The organism is Paenarthrobacter sp. GQ52 (assembly GCF_059759005.1).
On sequence record NZ_JCAXEJ010000009.1, the window covers coordinates 109,329 to 130,635 of the forward strand.

The 21,307-nt window shown below is 57.3% G+C and carries 19 protein-coding genes; 14 read left to right on the forward strand and 5 right to left on the reverse strand.

What is annotated here, in order from left to right; translation table 11 throughout:
* Positions 1-35 precede the first annotated feature (35 nt).
* A complete protein-coding gene (locus AC6CH8_RS13790) occupies positions 36-1,328 on the forward strand; it encodes an alpha/beta hydrolase (RefSeq protein WP_498191143.1) in 1,293 nt (430 codons plus the stop codon).
* Positions 1,329-1,576: 248 nt separating this feature from the next.
* Here AC6CH8_RS13790 and AC6CH8_RS13795 read toward each other — a convergent pair whose 3' ends face one another.
* A complete protein-coding gene (locus AC6CH8_RS13795; protein WP_498191144.1) occupies positions 1,577-2,647 on the reverse strand; it encodes a sensor histidine kinase in 1,071 nt (356 codons plus the stop codon).
* Positions 2,644-3,300 carry a response regulator gene (locus AC6CH8_RS13800; protein WP_498191146.1) on the reverse strand — a complete coding sequence of 219 codons (657 nt, stop codon included), beginning with the start codon at positions 3,298-3,300 and terminating at the stop codon, positions 2,644-2,646. Before AC6CH8_RS13800 ends, AC6CH8_RS13795 begins: the two co-directional genes overlap by 4 nt.
* A 665-nt stretch (positions 3,301-3,965) precedes the next feature.
* On the opposite strand from AC6CH8_RS13800, the gene AC6CH8_RS13805 reads away from it, so the two are divergent.
* From AC6CH8_RS13805 to AC6CH8_RS13845, 9 genes are all read left to right on the forward strand, one after another.
* The gene (locus tag AC6CH8_RS13805; protein ID WP_498191148.1) at positions 3,966-4,331 is read left to right on the forward strand and encodes a hypothetical protein; all 366 of its coding nucleotides are present in this window, start codon (positions 3,966-3,968) and stop codon (positions 4,329-4,331) included.
* A gap of 906 nt (positions 4,332-5,237) precedes the next feature.
* Positions 5,238-5,813 carry a helix-turn-helix domain-containing protein gene (locus AC6CH8_RS13810; protein WP_498191150.1) on the forward strand — a complete coding sequence of 192 codons (576 nt, stop codon included), beginning with the start codon at positions 5,238-5,240 and terminating at the stop codon, positions 5,811-5,813.
* Between the two features lie 95 nt (positions 5,814-5,908).
* Entirely contained in the window at positions 5,909-7,054 is a 1,146-nt protein-coding gene (locus AC6CH8_RS13815) for an ABC transporter ATP-binding protein (RefSeq protein WP_498191151.1), read from the forward strand.
* A 56-nt stretch (positions 7,055-7,110) separates the two neighbouring features.
* Complete coding sequence (locus AC6CH8_RS13820) at positions 7,111-7,509, forward strand: hypothetical protein (protein WP_498191153.1); 399 nt, start codon at positions 7,111-7,113, stop codon at positions 7,507-7,509.
* A 65-nt stretch (positions 7,510-7,574) separates the two neighbouring features.
* Positions 7,575-8,744 (forward strand): ABC transporter substrate-binding protein, encoded by a 1,170-nt coding sequence (locus AC6CH8_RS13825; protein ID WP_498191155.1) that lies wholly within the window; start codon positions 7,575-7,577, stop codon positions 8,742-8,744.
* Between the two features lie 114 nt (positions 8,745-8,858).
* Entirely contained in the window at positions 8,859-9,827 is a 969-nt protein-coding gene (locus AC6CH8_RS13830) for an ABC transporter permease (protein WP_498191157.1), read from the forward strand.
* A 49-nt stretch (positions 9,828-9,876) separates the two neighbouring features.
* Positions 9,877-10,686, forward strand: a complete 810-nt coding sequence (locus AC6CH8_RS13835) for an ABC transporter permease (protein WP_498191159.1) — start codon at positions 9,877-9,879, stop codon at positions 10,684-10,686.
* A gap of 6 nt (positions 10,687-10,692) precedes the next feature.
* Positions 10,693-12,126, forward strand: a complete 1,434-nt coding sequence (locus AC6CH8_RS13840; RefSeq protein WP_498191160.1) for a hypothetical protein — start codon at positions 10,693-10,695, stop codon at positions 12,124-12,126.
* A 266-nt stretch (positions 12,127-12,392) separates the two neighbouring features.
* Complete coding sequence (locus tag AC6CH8_RS13845) at positions 12,393-13,748, forward strand: NAD-dependent succinate-semialdehyde dehydrogenase (protein ID WP_498191208.1); 1,356 nt, start codon at positions 12,393-12,395, stop codon at positions 13,746-13,748.
* A gap of 796 nt (positions 13,749-14,544) precedes the next feature.
* Here the strand turns inward: AC6CH8_RS13845 and AC6CH8_RS13850 are convergent.
* The gene (locus AC6CH8_RS13850; protein ID WP_498191162.1) at positions 14,545-15,255 is read right to left on the reverse strand and encodes a cache domain-containing protein; all 711 of its coding nucleotides are present in this window, start codon (positions 15,253-15,255) and stop codon (positions 14,545-14,547) included.
* Positions 15,252-16,094: a FadR/GntR family transcriptional regulator gene (locus tag AC6CH8_RS13855; RefSeq protein ID WP_498191164.1), complete on the reverse strand. Its 843-nt coding sequence runs from the start codon at positions 16,092-16,094 to the stop codon at positions 15,252-15,254. The genes AC6CH8_RS13850 and AC6CH8_RS13855 overlap by 4 nt, the downstream gene beginning before the upstream one ends.
* Positions 16,095-16,269: 175 nt before the next feature.
* On the opposite strand from AC6CH8_RS13855, the gene AC6CH8_RS13860 reads away from it, so the two are divergent.
* The 4 genes from AC6CH8_RS13860 to AC6CH8_RS13875 all read left to right on the forward strand — a co-directional run bounded on the left by AC6CH8_RS13860 (position 16,270) and on the right by AC6CH8_RS13875 (position 20,390).
* Entirely contained in the window at positions 16,270-17,343 is a 1,074-nt protein-coding gene (locus AC6CH8_RS13860) for an ABC transporter ATP-binding protein (RefSeq protein ID WP_498191166.1), read from the forward strand.
* A 55-nt stretch (positions 17,344-17,398) separates the two neighbouring features.
* A complete protein-coding gene (locus tag AC6CH8_RS13865) occupies positions 17,399-18,568 on the forward strand; it encodes an extracellular solute-binding protein (RefSeq protein WP_498191168.1) in 1,170 nt (389 codons plus the stop codon).
* 98 nt (positions 18,569-18,666) lie between these two features.
* Complete coding sequence (locus AC6CH8_RS13870; RefSeq protein ID WP_498191169.1) at positions 18,667-19,551, forward strand: ABC transporter permease; 885 nt, start codon at positions 18,667-18,669, stop codon at positions 19,549-19,551.
* Positions 19,552-19,580: 29 nt separating this feature from the next.
* A complete protein-coding gene (locus AC6CH8_RS13875; RefSeq protein WP_498191171.1) occupies positions 19,581-20,390 on the forward strand; it encodes an ABC transporter permease in 810 nt (269 codons plus the stop codon).
* A gap of 329 nt (positions 20,391-20,719) precedes the next feature.
* On the opposite strand, the gene AC6CH8_RS13880 is transcribed toward AC6CH8_RS13875, so the two are convergent.
* Positions 20,720-21,259: a TetR/AcrR family transcriptional regulator gene (locus AC6CH8_RS13880; protein ID WP_498191173.1), complete on the reverse strand. Its 540-nt coding sequence runs from the start codon at positions 21,257-21,259 to the stop codon at positions 20,720-20,722.
* Positions 21,260-21,307 lie beyond the last annotated feature (48 nt).

The following is a 21,307-nucleotide window of genomic DNA, read 5'->3' on the forward strand; positions in this document are numbered from 1 at the left end:
CTGATCGGCCAGATCCCGCCCGGAAAGGAAGCCCTATGTTCTCTGCTCTGCTTGCCGCCAATATCACTACCCCGGCAGTCGTAGGAACAGCCACTGCCATAGCCGCAACACTCTTCTTCGTGTTAATTTGTCGTTCGCCACGTCAGAAGTTCGTCGAGGCCATTTCCGCCGCCGCTATCGGAGCAGTGTTGGGCGTCCTAGTCATGTGGCTTGTTACGGACGTCTTCAACGTGTTCGGCATAGGTTTCAGCGGCTTCACTGTGCTCTGGTTCGCAGCACTGCTGGGGTCCCTAGCCGTGGCCGTAACGAACTTCCGCCACAGCCATATCTGGCGAAAAGTGACTGCCGCTTTCGCCGTTCCAGTGTTTGTCGTGACGGCTGGCTTGGGCATCAATGCCGATTTTGGGCTCAATCGCACTCTGGGTTCTTTAGTGGGGATTTCAACGGCCAAGGACATCACCCTCCCCCCGATCACTCATTCGGACGTGGGGTCGTCCTTGTCGCTCGGCGAACGCTGGGCTCCGCCGAGCGACATGCCAGAGAAAGGGTTGCAGGGCAAAAAGTCCATACCAGCAACAGTTTCTGGCTTCGTGGCGAGAGAAGCCGGGATCTATTTACCTCCAGCAGCACAGGTGGCCAACCCGCCGCAGCTTCCCCTGATAGTTATGCTCATGGGGCAGCCCGGCAACCCGGACCCCGCAGATGTTGGATCTGTCCTGGACAGATACGCCGCCAAAAACAAGGGCCTAGCCCCGATTGTCATCGTGGCCGATCAAATAGGACCCGACCAGAAGGATACTGGCTGCGTGGACGGCAGCCGATACGGCAACGTCGAAACGTACGTTATGAAGGACGTTCTGGACTTCGCCAGAGGCCATCTAAACATTTTGAACGATCCCAGGAACTGGACGATTGCTGGATACTCGAACGGGGGACAATGCGCTATCTCGCTAGGGGCTAAGCATCCCGATGTCTTCAGAAACATCCTCGACATCTCCGGTGAAGAATACCCAGGTGCCGAAAACCCCGGTGCGAGTCTCGTTGAGCTCTTCCACGGCAATCAAGGCGCCTGTGACGCGCAAAAGCCAGTCAACATTCTCAGCAAAACCAGCTTTAGGGACACGACCGCTGTTTTCACAGTGGGCGCGAATGACACCACCTACAAGCGAGCAGCCCAGGAGTTGCATGGCGCAGCCACGAGAGCAGGGATGACAACGACGTACCATGAAGTCCCAGACGCAGGCCATCTAGCGGATGCCCTACTAGGAGGTCTCGAAAAGGGGTTTGAGGTTTTATATCCGCGGTTGGGCCTGAAACAAGTTAACTGACAGCGATTTCAAGGTAGGTCCCGGGAGCCTGTTCGCCCGGCGGCCGCTAATGCCTAACGACAATGGACGGCGCCATCTCTACTGGCTATCGTCGTTCGTGCTTCACCCAAGTGTGCAGATTGTGACGCACAAACGCCTTCTAATTTTCGTTACAAGGCTAATTTACTCTGGGAGTGACCAAGAGCGCCGAGTAGATCCCGAGTTTGGCTCAATAGGTTGCCCACCTTGTCCAGGGGAATCAGGGATTGTCAGGATGAGGGTGTGAGCTCCGCCGGGTCTTTTCTGACAGAAAGGAAACCTCCAAGTAATTCCGCCCGTTCACGTAGTCCGATCAACCCGTGCCCAGCGGAGGGAAGTTCTGTGGGAGCAGAGGTCGGAACAGTATTGTGTATAACTACCTCCAAGGTGTGGCCGTGTTTTCCTGCCCTGACCGTGACATTTGTCCTAGGCGCGTGTTTTCGGGCATTGGTAAGGCCTTCTTGTACAGTGCGGTAGATGGCACGCTGAACGGCTGCGGGTAACCCCTCAGGCAGGTCGAGGTGGAGGGTAGTCGGGACTTGGCTGTCAGCCACAAGGGCAGGTATGTCAGCGACGGTGGGTTGAGGGGCAAGTGACGCGGTTGAGTCGCCGGCGGCACGAAGCACAGAGACCATCTGGCGGAGTTCATCAAGGGTCTTCACGGCTAATGAACGGATAGTACGGGCTATGGCCTTCGAGTTTGCGTCTCTTGTTGCTACCTGGAGTGCCCCTGCTTGAACAGCTATCAGGCTGACTTGATGGGACACGACGTCGTGCATCTCGCGTGAAATCCGAGCGCGCTCTGCGGTGAGGGTCTCATTCTCGGCGCGAACACGCTCTTTCAAACGTGCGTCGTCCAGCTCGACCAAACGGGCAGATAGCTCTTGCCGTGTACGGACGAGCAACCCGACGGCAATCGGCGCACCCGTCGTTAGCGCTGCATAAATTACCGTCAAAATTGCGTCGCCGGCGTCGTTCCAGTTCCACCAAGAGACTGTCGAGATGAGAAAAACGAGTAAACCGGCTCCCGACACTGGCCAAATGCGCCGTGCTTTAATCGCAACTGAATATAAGCCTATAAGGGCAGCGATAATGGCCGAGGCGGTTACCAATGCAGGGGAGGCCAGTACGAGAGACGCCCACGGCCAACGTCTACGAAGCAAAAGCCCAAACGAGCCTGCGATCACTACGGCAACCTCAATGTACCCAACGGACCTCAGCGAGAAGAAACCGTCGGCAAGGGCGACAGCCACGAGGAGGCAATCGGTCGCAAGAGGCGTTAGCTTTGGCTGGCGGATCATGTGTCTAGAACCGACGATCCAGTGAGTCCGCCGCGCTCAGCTACGAGGGCTGCCTGCAGCCTCGTAGAGACCCGGAGCTTGCCGAGTATTGCATTGACGTGGTCTTTGACGGTGCCAACGCTGAGATGAAGGCGTTGTCCGATCTCAGTGTTCGATTCTCCAAGTGCGAGCCTGACAAGCACTTGTTTTTCGTGCAGCGTCAATGCCTTCAGCAGCATGCTGGCGGCACGATCTTCAGCACCTAGATATCCATCGATTACCGTCCTAGATACCTGAGGGGAGAGCACAATACCGTCTGCTGCCAGTGAACGAACCAGTATGGGGAGTTGTTCTGGGTCTGTGTCCTTCACTAGAAACCCAGCGGCGCCGGCCCCGAGCGCGCGAGCGATGTAGTCGTCCGAATCGAATGTAGTAAGCACCGCAACTACGGGAGGCAGTGAAAGTTCACGTATGTCGTTTAGAACACTGAGGCCGCTGCGCCCGGGCATGCGAATATCTAAAAGAACTACATCCGGCTCCGTCTTCTGGATCACTTCGAGCGCTTTGTTACTGTCAACTGCGGCCACAACCTCTATATCATCTGCCTCACCAAGAATCAGTTGGAAGCCGGAACGCACCAATGCTTCGTCATCAACGATCATCACACGGATCATGGGTCCTGCCTTTCTTTCATCACATTACGGCGCAGGTTGTGGGGAAGGTTCAATAGTGCAGGAAACCCGCCGAGTGCCGGGGTATGTTCCGGCCAGTCGATGGATGGATCCGAAGAGGACCTTCCGTAAGGGTTGATTCAGAGTCGGATTGGATTGAATTGAAACATGATGGGAAAATGGCATGTCCACGTCGGTATCCGCGGGTGATGGCGGGGTCCCCGCCAAAAACGCTGCAACCAAACGCGTCCGATTAAGACAATGCCAAATGGCCGTGCACTGCCGGTCTCGCGGCAGCTCGGGACGTGTTGCGGCCGGTCCGGCTTCATCCAGTGCTTAGACGCAGGCTCGCGTTGTTGGGTCGCTACGCCTTGGTCCATGAGATCGGGAACTTCAAGCGACTCTCTAGAGGTTCCGTCTCTATGTCATCAGATATGCTAACCCCGCCGGAGTTCGTGGCCCGACATGATACCTACGTCGGTCTGCCTGCCACATGCCGGGAGCAGCGACGACCCGGTTCGCTGATTCCTTGTGTTCGAGCGCGCGGTAAGGAGTTCGCGCTTGGCGTTGTGCGTTGGTGGCGCCTCCACTGGGCCGCGTTCGAAGAATGCGCAGTGCCTGCAATGCGCTGTCCTTGCTGCGGGAGGCGTTGCCTTCAAACTTTATGCGTGGTCAACAGCGCAAGCATTCGGGAAGCCGTAGCGGGTCAAACCGTTACCTTCACAGTCTGGATCCTAAATGATACCCAGGAGTCGATCAGCCAGACCCGCATAATCCTACGTTCTTTTACGAACGCGGCTTTGCATAGTCTCACCTTCGCCCAGCAGCCGACCCAAGCACAACTCAACCTGGGGACCGTCGCACCAGGGCAAGCCGTTTCACGGTCATTTAGTTATCTGGTTACACAAAATGATGTTTCACAAGGCGGAGAGATACTGAACGCCATCGGTGTTCATGCCTTAGCCGCTGATGGCAACATCCTCTGGGCTGAACGAGACGCAGAGGTCTTTATGGGAACCAGCAACGACGCTTAGCCCGCCTGGCGCATTCGCCGGAAGTTGGTATGCGACCGAGACCCAGCCCTGTGGATTATGTAGCGGATCCAACTTCTGCTTGGGACACCGCTGTTGGGCAGACTAATGGGTTACGTACCGGGGGAGTGCGGGGGCGTTGAGGACTCTATTAGTACAAAGCCAGGTGAATCCAGGGCGCACTTGCTTTGTCTGCATTGAGGGAAAACGCGGGAGGTTGCGCGGGCCTTCGCCGGCTTCGGCCCGTCCGCGATACCAAGGCTCCGGTGTTCAGCGCTCAAAGATATTGCGCCGTATCTCAGGGACCATCCATCTTCATCGGCCCCCACCCGTGGCGGTACGGGCGGCGTTGACGATCGTGCCTTCGAGCGGTCCGAATCGACATCGATTGCCCCGCGATCCCTTTCCAGTTATCGTCCACTCGGTGTCTTGGTGGCTGGCCCGCCTGGGGGTTGGCCGGCAACCCAGTGGCCGTAAAGTTCGCTACTAGCGGCAGGAGCAGGCGCGAAAATGTTGGTCACATAGCACTGCGGTCGGATGCCAGAGTATCCCGCGGCGCTGGCTAACAAAGGGTGAACCGAGGACTGTCTTTTGTCGATACCGCCTGGAGCGCAAGATTTTACTCAAAAAGCACGAGCAAGCTCAAGCTTGTTACGTACCGGATGGGTCTTGCTTGTTCGATTCGCCTGACTCCCTCCTTTGACTCCATCGAACAACTCTGCCTCTAATGCATCATATGTGCGGCTAACGTGGTCAAGACGATCGAGCGGCCTTCTCGACGTCGCCTAAACGCACAGAAGTTGTGATTTCCAAAGGAGGAAGCTCGATGGTCGGGGTCTTGCTGGAGCAGTTCAACATCACATACGCGTCTCACCTTGGCGGTATGTCATCTCATGCAGGGAGGGGGAAATGAAGATGTCTACGAGTGAATCGCTACCTGGCGTCCCGGCACGCCTACGCACAGAACGACTGGCACAACGTATGACGCTGGAACAGGTTGCGTCTATAAGTGGGCTGACCAAAGGGTTCATTTCGCGTCTAGAACGCGGACAGGCAACAGCCTCGGTAGCAGCCCTGGTGAGGCTATGCGACGCTCTCTCGCTAAGCATTGGAGATCTTTTCGACGGATCTTCGTCGAATATGGTGCGCAGTGGCAAGTATCCAAGAATCGAGTTCGGTGGCAACGACTTGGTCGAGTACCTGTTGACTCCCCGAAGGGAGCGTCGACTACAGGCCATATTGAGTGTGATTGAGCCCGGCGGCGGAAGCGGTTTCGAGGCATACAGCCTTCCATCTGAGATCGAATTCGCCATGGTGTTGCAAGGGACCATCAGTCTCCGACTGGGGGACGCGGATGACGTCCAACTGTTCGCAGGAGACTGCCTCACCTTCTCGCCGTCGCAGCTGCACTCATTTGAAAATACCGGTCTGGAGAGCGCCCAGGTCTTGTGGGTGGTCTCGCCAGCGCTGCCGTCTTCCAGCTAAATCTATGAAACCAGCGTTTTCTTTTGGAAAACCTCTTGTCTAGGAGGAAACATGTATCTATAGTCATTCCTAAGCCTCACAACTAGGAGTGGCATGTGAAATCTGTTACTGAAGAAAACCGTAACCACACCGAGAAAACGCAGCTCGGTGCTGGGCACGTGACCCTTCGCGACCTTGAATGCGGCTATGGCGACACGCCGGTGGTGTCAAACCTCAACCTTGAAATCGAATCAGGAGAGTTTTTCACGCTGCTGGGGCCCAGCGGGTGTGGAAAAACGACCACCCTGCGCGCCATAGCCGGATTCGTATCGCCTCGCGATGGGCAAATCAGCATCGGGGGCCGGGACCTCACCCACGCTCCCGCCGCGGACAGGCCGACGAACTACGTTTTCCAAAACTACGCGCTGTTTCCCCATCTCTCGATTTATCGAAACGTCGAATACGGGTTGCGTCGGTCCGGAGTCGACAAGCGCGATGCTAGACCGTTGGTTATGACCGAGCTGGAGCGAGTGGGACTGAGTCAGTTCGCTGATCGCAAACCATCGCAGCTTTCCGGCGGTCAGCAGCAAAGAGTTGCTCTCGCTCGGGCCATCGTCAACAGGCCTAGTGTTCTCCTTCTGGACGAGCCCCTTGCGGCGCTTGACTACCAGCTGCGAGTTCGCCTGCGAACAGAGTTGCAGTCAATTCAGAAGGACCTTGGCATCACCTTCGTGTTTGTGACACACGATCAGGAGGAAGCCCTCGAAATGTCTGACCGCGTTGCAGTTATGGCCGGTGGCCGCCTGGTGCAGGTTGCTACGCCGACGAACTTGTATCGACGTCCGGCGGACAGGGTCGTTGCAGAATTCGTGGGACAACCTAATCTCCTTGACGGCGAGATTGTTGGACGGCAGGGTGACAAGATGTCGGTCAGGCTCGACCTCGGCCCGGTCTGGACGGTCGACGTGAATCATGCGGTCAGCACACCGAGGTGCACCATCGTCATTCGCCCTGAGGACCTGCTAATCGATCCCGCCGATGGTCTGGCGTCAACGTCACTTGGTATTACCGGCCAGGTGATAAGTTCGGCCTTCCTCGGGTCCAGCTACCACGTCCGTGTCTCGGTCGGCGATGACGGGAACAGCGTGGACTGCTCAATAACTCGCGATCAAGCTGAGACTAGCCCACAAGTTGTAACTCCGGGCGCGGCCGTCTACCTACGGCCCCGGCGTAATGACAACCACGTACTGCCTCTTAAATAGACCTTTTCCAAACCCATCAATAGCGGACGCCGTCCGTAAATCAATAGGAGAACACCATGCCACAACACACAAACGCTGCAGGAGATCTGTCCAATGGCAGCGTCAGGGTTGTCAGCCTAGCCGACCCCGGCATCAATTGGGAGGAGTACGCCGAGGACATGCCAGGCGACCTCACTCCCGAGGGCACACCACCTGGCCAGCATTCAATCATCTTCGAGTCCGCCGACGGAAAGGTAACTGTCGGAGTCTGGAAGCGGGATGCCGACATCGGTGAGATCGTCGGAGAGGGTCAGTGCTTCGACTTCGTAGTCGATGGCGGGGCCACCTTGGAAGATGAGTCCGGAAACCAGTACAACGCCGGGGCTGGAGACCTGCTGATCTACAAGGGAACCGACAAAGGCAAGTGGATTCAGCACGGCCCGATCAGCAAGTTCTACATCCACGTTCGGGACTGATGACTAATTGGCGGCTGGGGCCAACAGGCCCCAGCCGCCAATTATTAAAGACAAAGGAGTCTGTTATGAATCATGAGGACCCGACAGCCGCTCGGTCTCTGTTCACCAGGCGGTCAGTGCTTGCATCAGCCGGGCTGTCCGTATTCGCTTTATCGGCCTGTTCCACACGTGGGCTCTCTGTCGCGCGCCCTTCCATAGAGAATGCCCCAGCTGCAAGCGTTACGCCCACCAAGGAACTCCGGTGGGCGGCATGGCCAAGTGAGATCTCTCCCGAAGATATCGAACGGTTCGAAAAACTGACCGGTATTGATGTTTATTATGCAGAGGCGATAGCCAGTGCCGAAGGGTTCCTCGCAACATCGCGACCCGTGCTGCAGTCGAACCTGCCGCTGGAGTGGGACCTCTTCAATTGCTCGGGGACCATTGCCCCGGTGTTCCTCGAGAACAACTGGCTTATGAAACTCGATCCTGCTGCGATCCCGAATGTGTACAAAAATCTCCTGCCTCAGTTCATGGAAGTGGAAAAGCCGGAGCTGAGAGTCCCGTTCGATTACGCGGCGCTCGGTATCGCCTACCGAAAGGACAGGTTCCCTGACGGAATCAACTCCTGGTCCCAGCTCCTGTCCAGTCAGGTCCACGGAAAGGTCGCGTTGTTCTCAGATATTGAGGCTAACATTGCATCCTGGGCCGTGTACTTGCGGGCAAAAGGAACGGTAAAAAACCTCCCCGCGAAACTGGATGTAGACGAAGCCCGGACCACCATTGACTCCCTGAAGCCTCTTATCAAGAACGGTCAGCTACGAACATCTGATGGGGAAAACTTCACACAGAAATTGGCATCTGGAGATCTTTGGGCAGCCATCGCCTCACCGGCTACCGTCGCTGCCAATGACTCCGACCAGATCGGTTTCGCGATTCCTGAAGAAGGCGTCGCCGGCTACGTGGACTATCTCGGCATTCCCGTAGGTGCTAAGAATGCGCGAGCAGCAGAGCAAATGATCGACTTTTGGTACGACCCACCTAACGCTGCGCGTTTCGCCGCGTGGACACTGCAAACCCCCGTTGTGTCAGGAGTCCAAGAAGCCATGGAGAAAGTCGCACCGGAACTCGTGGAGAACCCACTCATTTTCCCGGCTGACGACGTCCGAGCCCGTACCTACCCCTATCCACCCCTTCGGAAGCAAGCTGACCGGGATGCCATTTACAGCTACTGGGCTACAGAGATCGGAAGCTGACACGTGCTGACAACCAGTTCCCCTGTTCCCACGAAGCCCCGCGACCGCCAAGGCCTCCGTTCGAGACCCTTCCTCTTCGGCCCCTACCTGTTGCTCGCGTTGCCAGCAGTGTGGATGATCCTCTTCTTCTTCTTTCCATTACTGCAGACGCTATCCCTGTCGTTTTCAACCGGCTCGATTTCCGAGGGGTACACAGGCCTTCCCTCTGAGTTCACGCTATCGAATTACGGGCGGGTGCTCTCCGAGAATATGGAGAATATCGCTAATTCATTCAAGCTCGGCGGTTTGGCGACATGTTTGGCCTTCCTTATCGGAACCCCCGTCGCCTACGCCATCGCTCAGCACTCCGGTAAGCGTAAGTTGCTACTGCTGTTCTTGGTGATCGCCCCTTTCCTAAGCAGCTACCTCGTCCGGATCATTGCTTGGCAGCGCATTCTCGGCGGAGATGGGCCGGTTATCAGTACACTTCACCAATTTGGCTGGGTCAACGATCAGTTTTCGCTACTCGGTACGAGTTACGCGGTGGTGGCGGGTCTGACGTACCAATTGCTTCCCTTCGTCATTTTGCCCCTGTACACAGCGTTCAACCAGCAAAATCCGTCTCTTCGTGAGGCGTCCACCGATCTGGGCGCGAAGTACTGGGGCAAGCAAGGCACGGTACCGGGCCTTCTCGCCGGGGCATTCCTCGGTCTCCTGGGCTATTTCGCATTTACATCCGGTTCGCTGTTGTCCTGGGAAGCACTCATTTGGGTGACTGTTCCAGCCGTCTTGAGTTCGTTGTTCTGCCGCACGGTTATCACGGAGACTTTCGTACACATCACTCTGCCCATGGCAAAACCTGGAATATTTGCGGCGGCGTTGCTGTCGTTTATCCCAGCGCTTGGTGACTACGTCAACGCTGCGTTGCTTGGCAACGTCCAGACTCGCATGATGGGCAACTCGGTTCAGTATCGCTTCCTCACACAGGCCGATTATTCGGGTGCAAGCGCACTTTCCATGCTGGTGGTCGTTTTCATGCTCATCTTGATCACGGTCTATACACGGGCCATCGGCTCAAAGGGGGTCTTCGACAATGTCGCCTAGAACTGTCACGCCTCAACTCTCCGCAAAGCGGCAGGGTCGCGCCCTGCGCATGTTTACGTACGTTGTCATCACGGTTGTGTTCGTTCCCGTTCTGATCATGTTTGTGTACTCGTTCAACGAACCGGCAGGACGCTTCAACTATGCACTGAACTCCTTCAGCCTGAACGCCTGGCTGAATCCGCTTGACGTTCCGCAGCTACAAGAGGCTTTGGTTAATAGCGTGGTGGTGTCTATTTTGTCCGCTATAGGTTGCGCAGTCCTCGGTACGATGCTCGCGCTCGTCATAGCCAGACATGAATTCGCAGGCAAAAGAACTGTCTCGATGTTGACGTTCGTACCGCTCGCTACACCCGAGCTGGTCTTGGGTTCGGGGCTCCTCAGCGTTTTCGTGGCGACGGCAACGGCCGAACCTATGGCTTCAACTATCCCACCCGGCATTTTTTATCCGCTTGGACTCACCACCACGCTGATCGGCCATATCACCTTGGGAGTTGGCTTCGTGGTCGTGGTGGTTCGTGCACGTCTAGTCGACATGAACTCCCATTTGGAGGAAGCGGCGAGGGACTTAGGTGCGTCTAGATGGGCCACGTTCACGACTGTGACGTTTCCCTTGATACTGCCCGCCATCTTTTCGGGCGCCCTCCTCGTATTCGCCCTTTCGCTTGACGATTTTGTCGTCACGAACTTCACATCAGGCGGCACAGTCTTCTTCCCAACGTGGCTATACGGACTGCTACGTCGTCAGCTCCCTCCCCAAGTCGACGTGATTGGGGCTGCCATGTTCTTGATCTGCATCCTGTGCGTCATAGCTTCCGCAATAATTTCCCGGCCGAAGAACCTCGGCTCGACCAGAGAGTAACCAACCATGAATGTCAAGCAAATCCTCATCTTCGGTGCCGACGGCTCCCGTTTAGACACGAACGATGCCATCACTCTGCTCGCAGGAAATACAGCGGATGCGGATAGGCCCTTTGCGGCCACCACCCGTGGAGATTCGTGGATTCTGCGAACGTGTGACGCAATCAGTGTCGTCGACGAACAACTCATTGTGACTGGGGGGCAACCAGGGGACTTCCTCCTGGTGCACCTGCCGAGTTCTCGTGGTTACAGCTCCTTGCGGGTGCCGATACCGGCAAGCAAATCAGAATCGATCTCGCTTCCTCACGCCGCGGTGCGCCATCTGATGGCGACGTCAACGGTTCTCTCGACCACGAGTACGAATAACGAGCACTCATCTGAACTGGAACAGGCGATCGCAGCGGCGGTCGAGGCGGGGCACCGGGCCGAGACTTTGGCGGGGGAGCATCAGGCGAGGGCGTTCTGGGATGCTCTGGACCTCATCCACGAAGCCGTTGACCTGCATGATCTGGAGTTGGGACGCCGCCGTCTCGCCTCAGCTGACGGTGAGAACTGGGTCGGGGTGACGCTGACTGAGCCGTCGGACGAGTCCGTTAAACTTGCTGTGCAAGCCACAGTCGACCCGTCGGAGAGCACCCAGGGATGGGCACGTGTTGTGATGGCCGCCCACAGGGAGTTTAGCGAGTACGACCCCATCGTAGATGCACTGATTGCGGGAGGCATTCGTGTGCTGGGACAGGCGATTGATTCCTACGACTCAGGAGCGCTCACCGTGGATGAGTATCGTGAACGCACCGCCGAAGCTGTAGCCCACTTCAGTGGACGCGTACACGCTTGGGAAATCGGCAGTGAAATCAACGCGTCGTGGATTGAGCCCATCAACGAGATGGGGGAGAAGACTGCAGCGGCGCGCGACGTTGTGCTAGCGGACGGTACCGCCAGGACAGTCATCTCTTTGTACTGGGCGATGGGTACGGCCACGGTTCTGAAAGAGGCGCCGTTCAACTTTGTCGAGAAGCATCGTCAATTGTTCGATTCAGTGGACGCGGTTCTGTTGTCGGTCTACGTGGAAACATGCCCCATGGGAATCGCGCTTGGTGCGGTGATGCATGAACTCTCCGAGTCCGTCTCCGCCCCTCAAATCGGTCTCGGCGAGTTCGGATACTGGCACGACGACCCGTCAGGCGATGTTCTGCCTGACGCGGAGGCCGGTGAGCGGGGCTATTGGGCGTTTGAGAAGTTCGAACCATGGGCTGGTGGCGCAGAGACCGCAGATGCCCGAGCCCAGCTTGCGGCTCACTACTACGTCGCGTCCCTGGCTGGCGCTCGCAGTGTCGGGGGACTGTTCTGGTGGTATTTCGGCGAAGAAGCCCCCAATGAGCCTGCTTTGGTGTCAGCCCTGGCAGCAGTTCGCGCCGCGGCCACGGCTGAGGCGATCTGATACCGGGCATCCCCTGCCAGCGGAAGCTTACGACTCTACCTCTCGGGGGTCCGCAATCCGCGCGAATGCAGCCTTAAGCAGACAGGACCGAGGGCTCGCCGCTCGGAGCTCGCCGCAATCATGGCCAGGTGGTCGGGATCTCACAGCCCCGACCACCTGGCCTTTCCGTACCTCTCGTCACTCGACCTGTCAGGCGTCGTTTGCTAAGCAATCAACCAAATATGAATCGTCTCTCTCGATCGACTCAAGAAGAAAGCGAGTTCCTCATGGTCACTCCCCGCTATCAAGTGGTTGACCCATCCACAGGTGAAGTCAAACAGTCCTTTGAGCATGCAACAGACCGAGAAATCGAAGGCGCTCTTGCAGCTTCCCACCGTGCCTACCTTGACTGGAGAACCGTCCCAATCGCCGACCGCGCAAAGGTCGTGAAGGAAGTCGCAAGGCTGTTTGCCGAACGCGCCGAGGCCCTTGCGAAAATCGCCACCGAAGAAATGGGTAAGTTACACGTTGAAGGTGTCGGGGAGGCTGAATTTTGTAGTGATATCTTCAGTTACTTTGCGGAAGAAGGCCCGACGTTGGTCGCTGGCCAGGAGATCAAATCCTTCGCAGGGGGCAAGGCGACGGTGGAAAAACTTCCCATAGGCCCCTTGCTTGGCGTCATGCCGTGGAACTTCCCTTTCTACCAGATCGCTCGCTTCGCGGCCCCAAACTTGATGCTGGGCAACACGATCATTCTCAAGCACGCCGAGTCCGTTCCTAGATCGGCGCTGGCCGTAGAGCAAATCATGAAGGATGCTGGGGTGCCTGCAGGGGTTTACATCAACGCATTTGCAACGTTCAATCAGGTCGAAACCATTATTGCTGACTCGCGTATCGCGGGGGTCTCGCTGACTGGATCGGAACGGGCTGGGGCAGTCATTGGCGCTTTGGCCGGTAAGAATCTTAAGAAATGCGTGCTTGAACTCGGCGGATCTGACCCCATGGTAGTACTTGATTCCGAAGACCTAGACTCGGTGGTCCATGCAGCGTGGACCTTCCGGATGGCCAACGCCGGGCAAGCGTGCAATGCCAATAAGCGGATTATCGTGATGGAGGATATCTTCGACGACTTTGTGAATAAAATGACCGAGAAGGCTACGAAGCTCAACGCGTACGCGCCACTGTCCTCGCGTAAGGCGGCTGAGACGTTGGCCCAGCAGGTCGATGATGCCGTTTCTAAGGGAGCGACGCTGCATGCCGGGGGAGTCTTGGCAGCGGCGCCGGCAGCCTATTATTCTCCTGCCGTGCTCACTGGAGTCACCAAGGAGATGCGCGCCTATTCAGAGGAACTCTTCGGCCCAGTTGCGGTGGTGTACTCGGTAGGCTCGGATGAGGAGGCTCTCAGTCTCGCCAATGACACCCCATATGGCCTTGGTGGCTCCGTGTTCAGTGCGGATCCATCCCGTGCCCAGAAGCTTGCTCTACAGTTGGACGTTGGGATGACTAATGTCAATTCGGTGGCCGGCGAGGGCGCCGAATTGCCGTTTGGGGGAGTCAAACGCTCAGGTTTCGGGCGTGAACTTGGACCACTCGGGATGGACGAATTCGCAAATAAGCGTATTGTCTACGTGGCCGACCGATAACTCGCTTCAAGCAAACCTAGGCCCGCGTGAGTGGTCGTTTTGAGCATGAGCGCCCTGACCATGAGCGCCCTGACCGTCAAAACCCTCACCTTGCTTCAATCCTGAATCAAGAACGGGACTGGTCCGGATGGAAGCAGCCGTGTGGTGTGAGTGTGGATCTGACACATTTAGGGACCAAGCTGGGAATGGACCCTGGAGGCGCCCAAGGTGGTGTGTGACCCACCACGGAACGCGGTGGGGAACTCCATCCTGCCGCCTGACTTGTGGGCGAATCCTCGACCGTTGCGTCGATCTGGCTTCGTTCTGGAGTTGGGGGGAGACCCTGTTACCTGCAAGCATGCGCGGGTAACAGGGTCTTTTAGTGCACTCTTAGGCGGGGGGACAAGCGAGTTTCGTAACCTGTGTTGACCGACATCAGATTCTTGATTGCTTTGTTCGGCCAGCGAGTGTTCGATACGCCTCACCGCTGGTGATGCGTTCGGGGCTGACCGTGCGTGGGGAATCAAGCGGTTGCCTGCGTGAAGTAGTGATGCTTTTTGACGTAGGTGCCTGCTTCGTCCTCATAACAGACAACTTACTACTCGCTGTAGCGGGTGATGGATTTTTTAGGTGCGCTGATACCGAGAAGGTGGGCGTTGGTTGTGACCCTGAGTGGTGTTTCGATTAGGAGGTACAACGCCACGACTGCGTTTGCCGTATTAGGGGGCCATTTAGGGTCAGGGCGCAACCCGAGCATGCAACTCCGGTCATCCGGTGCTGACCGAAGTCATGACGTACGCGAGCCCGGGTTCGTTATTTAGTGCGCAGTAACGAGCGCGAACGGGTAGCGCTGGCAGCGAACAATGCCTTGCGGCTTGCCGGGGGTGTTGTCGGCACCGGCGCCAGCATAGCGGTCCCCGGTCTCGTAATTGGGGTCGTTCGAAATCACAACGCGGCCGTTCGCGTTTATGAGAGCCGTAGCCGACGGCGCTAGCCATGGGAGCAAAACCTCCTCAAGGGAGGACACGAGAACGTCCGTGCAAGCAACTCCCTGAAAGCGCCCTTCGACGAACAGGGGCATTGCAGACGTGATGGTGATCTCGTTCGAGCAAAGATAGTCGACGAACGGCCCGACCGTGTGCGGTTTGCCGGTCTCCTTAGGTACGCGATACCACTCAAGTCGAACGAGGTCGATGGCTGCTTGCCCTGGTCCAAAAGTGGAGGACGCGAGCAAAGTACGGTCCGAGCCCTGCCACCAGGCAAGGGGGTTGCCTTCGGTCACTACCATTTCGCTGGCGCAAAAACCCGCACCATAGAGGGGACGGTCGAGGGTATCGAGTATGCGATGCGCGCCAGGCTCAACGAGTGCCGCGAGTTGCACACCTGTAAGCGGACCTTTTTCCAATTGATCCTTGAGCTGCTTCCCCAGGTCAGGCAACCAAGCCTCGAGCGGTGCAAACACGCCATCGAAGAATCGGTCCACTGCGTCTATCCCGCTCTTCAGCGTTTGCCTGTCTTCTGTCTTCACGTGTTTCCCTCCTCGTTGAGGTCGTCGTCAGCGCAAGTATCTTCGCGACGCGATTCTAGTGTGGCACGAAAGGCGCTTTCCTGGGGGTGCGCGATGAGGTCGGAGCGAAAGGCTACCAGCCAACGTGTCGAGGCCCGAATGCTTTCACGGACTGCGCTCCGGGCGGCGCTAATGTCGCCCGAAAGCGTCGCAGTGATCTGGGCTATGAGCGCGTCATATGTTGCCATCCGTCTGACGCGGTTAAGGTCTTGTAGAGCAAGCAGCGGCGTGAATTCGGTCTGTACTCTCACGTGCTCGTTGGTGAGGCGTACGGACTGACTGAGTGCCGCGAGCTCCAACTGTACCTCGGTAATCCGGCGCCGCCAAGAGGGGTAATCGAGGTCTCGGGCGGCCTGTAATACCTCGGTGACTGCCCCAAGCTCCTGGGGTGTCGCCCGTAGGCAGGCGTACTCCGCGCACGCTGCCGAAATGACCTCATAGTGGACCCCCAGATCGGCGAGCGCAACACGGGGCATCGACATAAGGGCACGTGCATTGACCTCTTCGACGGTGCCATGGCTCGGCCGGACAAAGCTCCCCCCGTTCCGGCCACGTCGGGTTTCGATGAGTCCACGATGACGCAGGCTCAGGAGCGCTTCGCGCACCGTTACGGCTGCGACTCCGAGCAGTTGAGATAGTTCGGTCTCGCTCGGCAGCCGCTCGCCTTCGGTGAATGCACTCACCGAGATTGCCTGCACGATCCGTCTTTCAACGAGCTCGGTGCGGCCCTCCTCGCCGATTGGGGCAAAGGCTGCTGTGCGCAATCGGCTTGAGGGCGACTGGACGAGGGTACTGCTCAAGGTCTTACTCCGCTCTCTATGGGCATCGACTCGAGTCTTCCATGTCTCGCCCATGAAATGCCCCAACCTCATGTGATCGAAACGTAATGAGAGGAAGTTCACTACAAAACCTCTAATATAGTAAGTTAGTGTTCTATTCACCGGTTCAACGACGATCCCGAGGAGCATCGATCTCATGCCCCACACCCATTCACCACGAGGCGACCAGGATGAAATCGCAGTTTCCATTCAGGGTGTCCACAAGCATTTCGGCGACCTCGTAGCAGTTAAAGACCTTGACCTCGACATCCGGGCAGGGGAGTTCTTCTCCATGCTGGGTCCGTCAGGTTCAGGTAAAACCACCGTGCTTCGCATGATTGCGGGCTTCGAGGAGCCCAACGCTGGTCGGATCTTGCTGCATGGTGACGACGTCACCCGACACGCTCCATTCGACCGCGAGGTCAACACGGTCTTCCAGGACTATGCTCTCTTTCCCCACCTCACCGTCGCTGACAATGTCGCCTACGGGCTGAAGGTGCGCGGTTTAGGCAAGGCGGAACGACTGCGCCGCGTATCGGAAGCCTTGGAGCAGGTGCAGCTTGGCCACGTAGCCGGGCGCCGCCCTTCGCAGCTCTCGGGTGGTCAGCGTCAGCGGATAGCGTTGGCTAGGGCTCTGATCCTGCGCCCGAAGGTGCTGCTGCTCGACGAGCCCCTCGGGGCTCTCGACAAGCAGTTACGTGAGCAGATGCAGTTCGAGTTGAAGCAGATCCAGCGTGAGGTTGGTATCACCTTTGTGTTCGTCACCCACGACCAGGAGGAAGCGCTTACTCTCTCCGATCGGGTGGCTGTTTTTAACGGCGGCAAAATTGAACAGGTAGGCAGCCCCCGCGATGTCTACGAGTACCCGCAGACTGAGTTTGTTGCCGGTTTCCTTGGCGTCACGAATCTACTCACAGCGGAGCATTCTGAGCGTATTCTCGGCAGCGCTGCCGCTCATAGTGTCCGCCCAGAGCGAGTTCGTCTTGTCGAGCCGTCTGTCCCAGGGGAAGCGGGCGGTGTCGCACTCACGGGCCGCATCATTGAGGCCGTCTATGCCGGCGCCCACACCCGCTACTTGGTCGAAACCGCTGAAGGACTGCGGTTCATGTCCGAAAGACAGAACACCGAGATGCCGCACATTACCCCCAGCCTCACCCGAGGTTCCACCGTGAGCCTGCGTTTCGCAAGGGATCAAGCGGTCGTCGTTCCCGGAGAGCCCGTCGCCATTTGATCTACGAAGGGCCAATTTTGGCCTGCTTCCACCCAACAATATGAAGGAACACGTGATGAAGAAGAAACTATTCTCCTCCGCAGCACTCGCGATGGCGGTCGGTCTCGCGTTGTCGGGCTGTGCCAACGGCGAGTCCGCCCCTGGAGGACTGAAAATTGATGTCCCCGACCTCCCTCAAGTCAATGAACTCGGTAGCAATGAGGGTGAGGTCAACATCGTCGCGTGGTCCGGGTTTGTCGAACCCGCCTGGGCCGACAAGTTCACTGCCGAGACCGGGTGCAAGGTGAACCGCAAGGTCGCCGCGACCAGTGATGAGATGGTGCAACTCATGCGTACCGGAGAGTACGACCTCGTCTCCGCCTCCGGCGACGCAAGCCTTCGACTCATCGTTGATGGCAATGTTCAGCCGATCAACCTCAAACTGGTTCCAAACTTCGGTGACGACATCGTCCAAGGAATGAAGGGCCAGCTCTACGACACACTTAACGGCAAGGTCTATGGGGTTCCGATCGGACGTGGCGCAAACATCCTGCAATACAACTCTGAGGTCGTGACCGAGAAGCCAGATAGCTGGAACGTGGTGTGGGAGCAGGGCAGCCCCTACGCCGGCAAGGTCGCCGCGTACGACAGTCCCATCTATATTGCCGACGCGGCCATCTACCTAAAGGCGACGCAGCCCGACCTCGGCATCAAGAATCCTTACGCGCTTGACGAAAAGCAACTGGCTGCCGCTGTCGAATTGCTGAAAAAGCAGAACAAAATGGTCGCCGAATATTGGTCGCCTACCACCAACGTTAGCTCCTTCACGGGCGGCAACTCAGTAGTCGGCACCTCGTGGGAGTTGCTCCGAAAAGCGACACAGGATGAGAAGTTCAAAAGCGTGCTTCCGAAGGAGGGCTCAACTGGCTGGTCAGATGCTTGGATGGTCGCTGCCAAGGCTGCTCACCCGAACTGTGCCTACAGGTGGATGGACTACACGAGCTCGCCCGAGGTCAATGGGCAAATTGCTATGAACTTCGGCATGGCCCCGGCAAATGCCGCATTCTGTGCAACAAGCGCCGAAGCGAAAGCCCACTGTGATTACTTCCACGCCACCGACGAAGAATACTTCAAGCAGGTGGCCTTCTGGACCACGCCAATCAACCAGTGCCTCGACGGCCGCACCGACGTCAAATGCACCAACTACCAAGACTGGTCCAGCGCTTGGGCAACTGTCAAAGGGTAGGGCTCGTCTAACTTCCAGCCCGTTGCGGGTGCCGCTACGGCACCCGCAACCCGCTGCCCAGCGCAGCCTCTCACCATTTTCGTAAGCGAGGACCCACTGTGAGCACCAACACCGCTCCGAATCGTAGACAGAAGGCCATTTCTACCGCCTTGCACCGCCATCCAAGAGGACGCTTAGCAGCCTTACTTGCGCTGCCGATGACCTGGCTTGTCTGTGTTTACATTCTGTCTCTAGCCCTTCTGCTGATCACGGCGTTTTGGACGACGGATCCCTTCACCTCACGTGTAAAGCCCGGATTCACGTTGGAGAACTTTCAACGGTTAGTTACCGTCCCCGCCTACCTCGGTACGGCGATGCGCACGCTAGGTATAGCCCTTGCGGTGACGGCCATCTGCGCTGTGTTCGCGGTGCCGCTGGCCGTCTTCATGGCCAAAGTGGCCGGGCCGCGGATGCGAGCTGCACTCGCCGTGCTGCTGACTCTGCCCCTGTGGGCAGGTTACCTCGTCAAGATCATTGGGATGCGGCTCGTGTGGACCGAAGAGGGGTTCTTTAATTGGGCGCTGTCTCCCTTGGGTATCCAGGGACCCGGGTTCGGAATATTGACAGTTATCCTCACCTTGGTTTACCTATGGTTCCCCTATATGGCAATCCCCGTGTACGCCTCGGTATCCCAGGTCCCAGTCAACCTTTTTGATGCGTCTTCCGATTTGGGAGCCAGCGGAGTTCGTACCATCCGCACCGTCGTGGTGCCGTTGCTGCTGCCCTCACTTATCGCGGGCTCCGTATTCACCTTTTCATTGAGCCTGGGAGACTACATCGCTGCAATGTACGTAGGCGGATCCACCCAAATGATCGGCAGCATCATCGCGCAGAACATCAACCTAAATCCGCCTCTCGCCGCAGCCTTCTCTGTTGTGCCGATCGTCCTAGTCGTAATCTACCTCGCCTCGGTACGCCGCACTGGAGCGATAGATCGGCTGTAGTTCGCTTTACCGAAACTCAGGAGATCCAAATGCTTCGCCTCAACCGCGGTACTAAGATCGCGCTTGCGTCCATCACCCTCATCACGATGGGCTTCATGTACATCCCATTGTTCGTAATCATCATGAACTCCTTCAACGCAGGTCGAGTCGCTGGTTGGCCCATCCAGGGGTTCTCACTGACGTGGTGGGGGAAAACAATTTCTAACCCAGCAGTGCATGCAGCGCTGTTGAATTCGGTGATCGTTGCCTCAGTGGCGACCATTTTTGCCCTCGTTCTGGGAACCCTCGCAGCCTTCGCGCTGCAACGGTTTAAGTTCTTCGGACAGCACACCGTGAACTTGCTCATCGTGCTGCCGATCACCCTTCCCGGCATAGTCACTGGTGTGGCGCTGTCGAACACTTTTTACCAGATGCTAAAGCCCTTGGGCATCAGTATTGGGTACTGGGGGATGATCATCGCGCACGCGACCTTCTGTGTGGTCATGGTCTTCAATAACGTCATCGCTCGTCTGCGTCGCATAAATCCAAACCTCGAAGAGGCATCGATGGATCTCGGAGCGGGGCTCGGACAAACCCTACGTCTCGTGACCTTTCCGCAGTTCCGTAGCGCCTTCATCGCAGGCGGCCTCCTGGCCTTCGCTCTTAGCTTCGATGAAATCGTCGTTACCATCTTCACGGCACCACCTGGCGTCGAAACGTTGCCGCTCTGGATCATGAATCAGATGGCACGCCCAAACGAGGTCAATCAAGTGAACGTAGTCGCGACTCTGATGATTTTGCTGTCACTCGTGCCTGTGTACATCTCACAGAAGGTCTCGGCCGACTCGGACGCAAAGTAGGCTGAATAAGTCCGAGAGACCGAGCTATTCATGGGTTCAGTGCGAGAACGGAGAATCCGTGGCCAACTTGCACGGGCCGACGGCTGCGTGGCAGTAAAGAAGTTGGCCAAGTCGACCTGTCTAGGCCATCCACCGCAGAAAACACAGCCTCGCTCTTGAGCATTCTTCCGGGCATTGCACCGGACGAAGCGATCCCACTTCTCGGGTGCTTTGGCGGCGCGGTGGAAAAGAGGTTTCGCCGGCGAAGCGGCGCACGCCTCAGGGGTGTTGGGTGGGATCATCTAAAGGAGATCCCACCCAAATGGCGGGGCTGCGTCTCCAAGGCGGTTCTAAGTGAGCAACCGCTTTATTACTTTTAGGAGGATTTCGACATCTGCTTCACGCGCAGGGTTCCTGTTTTCCTGACCGCTTTCGAAGATAGCGTTGAAATATAGCCCGTCGCCCATGTAGCTAACGGCCTTGGCTACTTCCGGACCGACACTTTCCGCCAGAGCGTCCTGCCACCTGCGCTGAATCGCCGCAAATCTGTGCCCGATCCTTCCGTGAGCCACCTCCGTCAGCCTCGTTGCAGCGACGAAAGCCCGGTCCATTGGTGTATCGGCCCAAAGCGAACAGCGAATAAAGTACGCCGCTGGTCCCTCTGGCGCCTCCTTCATACGATCCGTGTCTTCTTGGGCCAAATGATCCAGCCGCTCAAGGAGAGCTGTGATCAGCGCTTCCTTGTTCGGGAAATGGTAGAGCAGGCCCCCTTTGGATAAACCTGCCCTATGGGCAACTGCTGCGAGTGTTGCAGCACGCTCACCCCTTTCGATGAGCAGAGATTGGTAGGCATCCACGACGGTGTCCGCGGAAACTGATTTTCGAGGCATTTGTCCGTCTTTCCGAAGTTAGTGATGTTTGTCAACAGTGTACCGTCT

Excerpts from the sequence above, each read along its gene's own strand:
- AC6CH8_RS13790 (WP_498191143.1), top strand. The coding sequence starts at position 36 with ATGTTCTCTGCTCTGCTTGCCGCCAATATCACTACCCCGGCAGTCGTA.
- AC6CH8_RS13795 (WP_498191144.1), bottom strand. The coding sequence starts at position 2,647 with ATGATCCGCCAGCCAAAGCTAACGCCTCTTGCGACCGATTGCCTCCTC.
- AC6CH8_RS13800 (WP_498191146.1), bottom strand. The coding sequence starts at position 3,300 with ATGATCCGTGTGATGATCGTTGATGACGAAGCATTGGTGCGTTCCGGC.
- AC6CH8_RS13810 (WP_498191150.1), top strand. The coding sequence starts at position 5,238 with ATGAAGATGTCTACGAGTGAATCGCTACCTGGCGTCCCGGCACGCCTA.
- AC6CH8_RS13820 (WP_498191153.1), top strand. The coding sequence starts at position 7,111 with ATGCCACAACACACAAACGCTGCAGGAGATCTGTCCAATGGCAGCGTC.
- AC6CH8_RS13825 (WP_498191155.1), top strand. The coding sequence starts at position 7,575 with ATGAATCATGAGGACCCGACAGCCGCTCGGTCTCTGTTCACCAGGCGG.
- AC6CH8_RS13830 (WP_498191157.1), top strand. The coding sequence starts at position 8,859 with ATGATCCTCTTCTTCTTCTTTCCATTACTGCAGACGCTATCCCTGTCG.
- AC6CH8_RS13835 (WP_498191159.1), top strand. The coding sequence starts at position 9,877 with ATGTTTACGTACGTTGTCATCACGGTTGTGTTCGTTCCCGTTCTGATC.
- AC6CH8_RS13840 (WP_498191160.1), top strand. The coding sequence starts at position 10,693 with ATGAATGTCAAGCAAATCCTCATCTTCGGTGCCGACGGCTCCCGTTTA.
- AC6CH8_RS13845 (WP_498191208.1), top strand. The coding sequence starts at position 12,393 with ATGGTCACTCCCCGCTATCAAGTGGTTGACCCATCCACAGGTGAAGTC.
- AC6CH8_RS13860 (WP_498191166.1), top strand. The coding sequence starts at position 16,270 with ATGCCCCACACCCATTCACCACGAGGCGACCAGGATGAAATCGCAGTT.
- AC6CH8_RS13865 (WP_498191168.1), top strand. The coding sequence starts at position 17,399 with ATGAAGAAGAAACTATTCTCCTCCGCAGCACTCGCGATGGCGGTCGGT.
- AC6CH8_RS13875 (WP_498191171.1), top strand. The coding sequence starts at position 19,581 with ATGCTTCGCCTCAACCGCGGTACTAAGATCGCGCTTGCGTCCATCACC.
- AC6CH8_RS13880 (WP_498191173.1), bottom strand. The coding sequence starts at position 21,259 with ATGCCTCGAAAATCAGTTTCCGCGGACACCGTCGTGGATGCCTACCAA.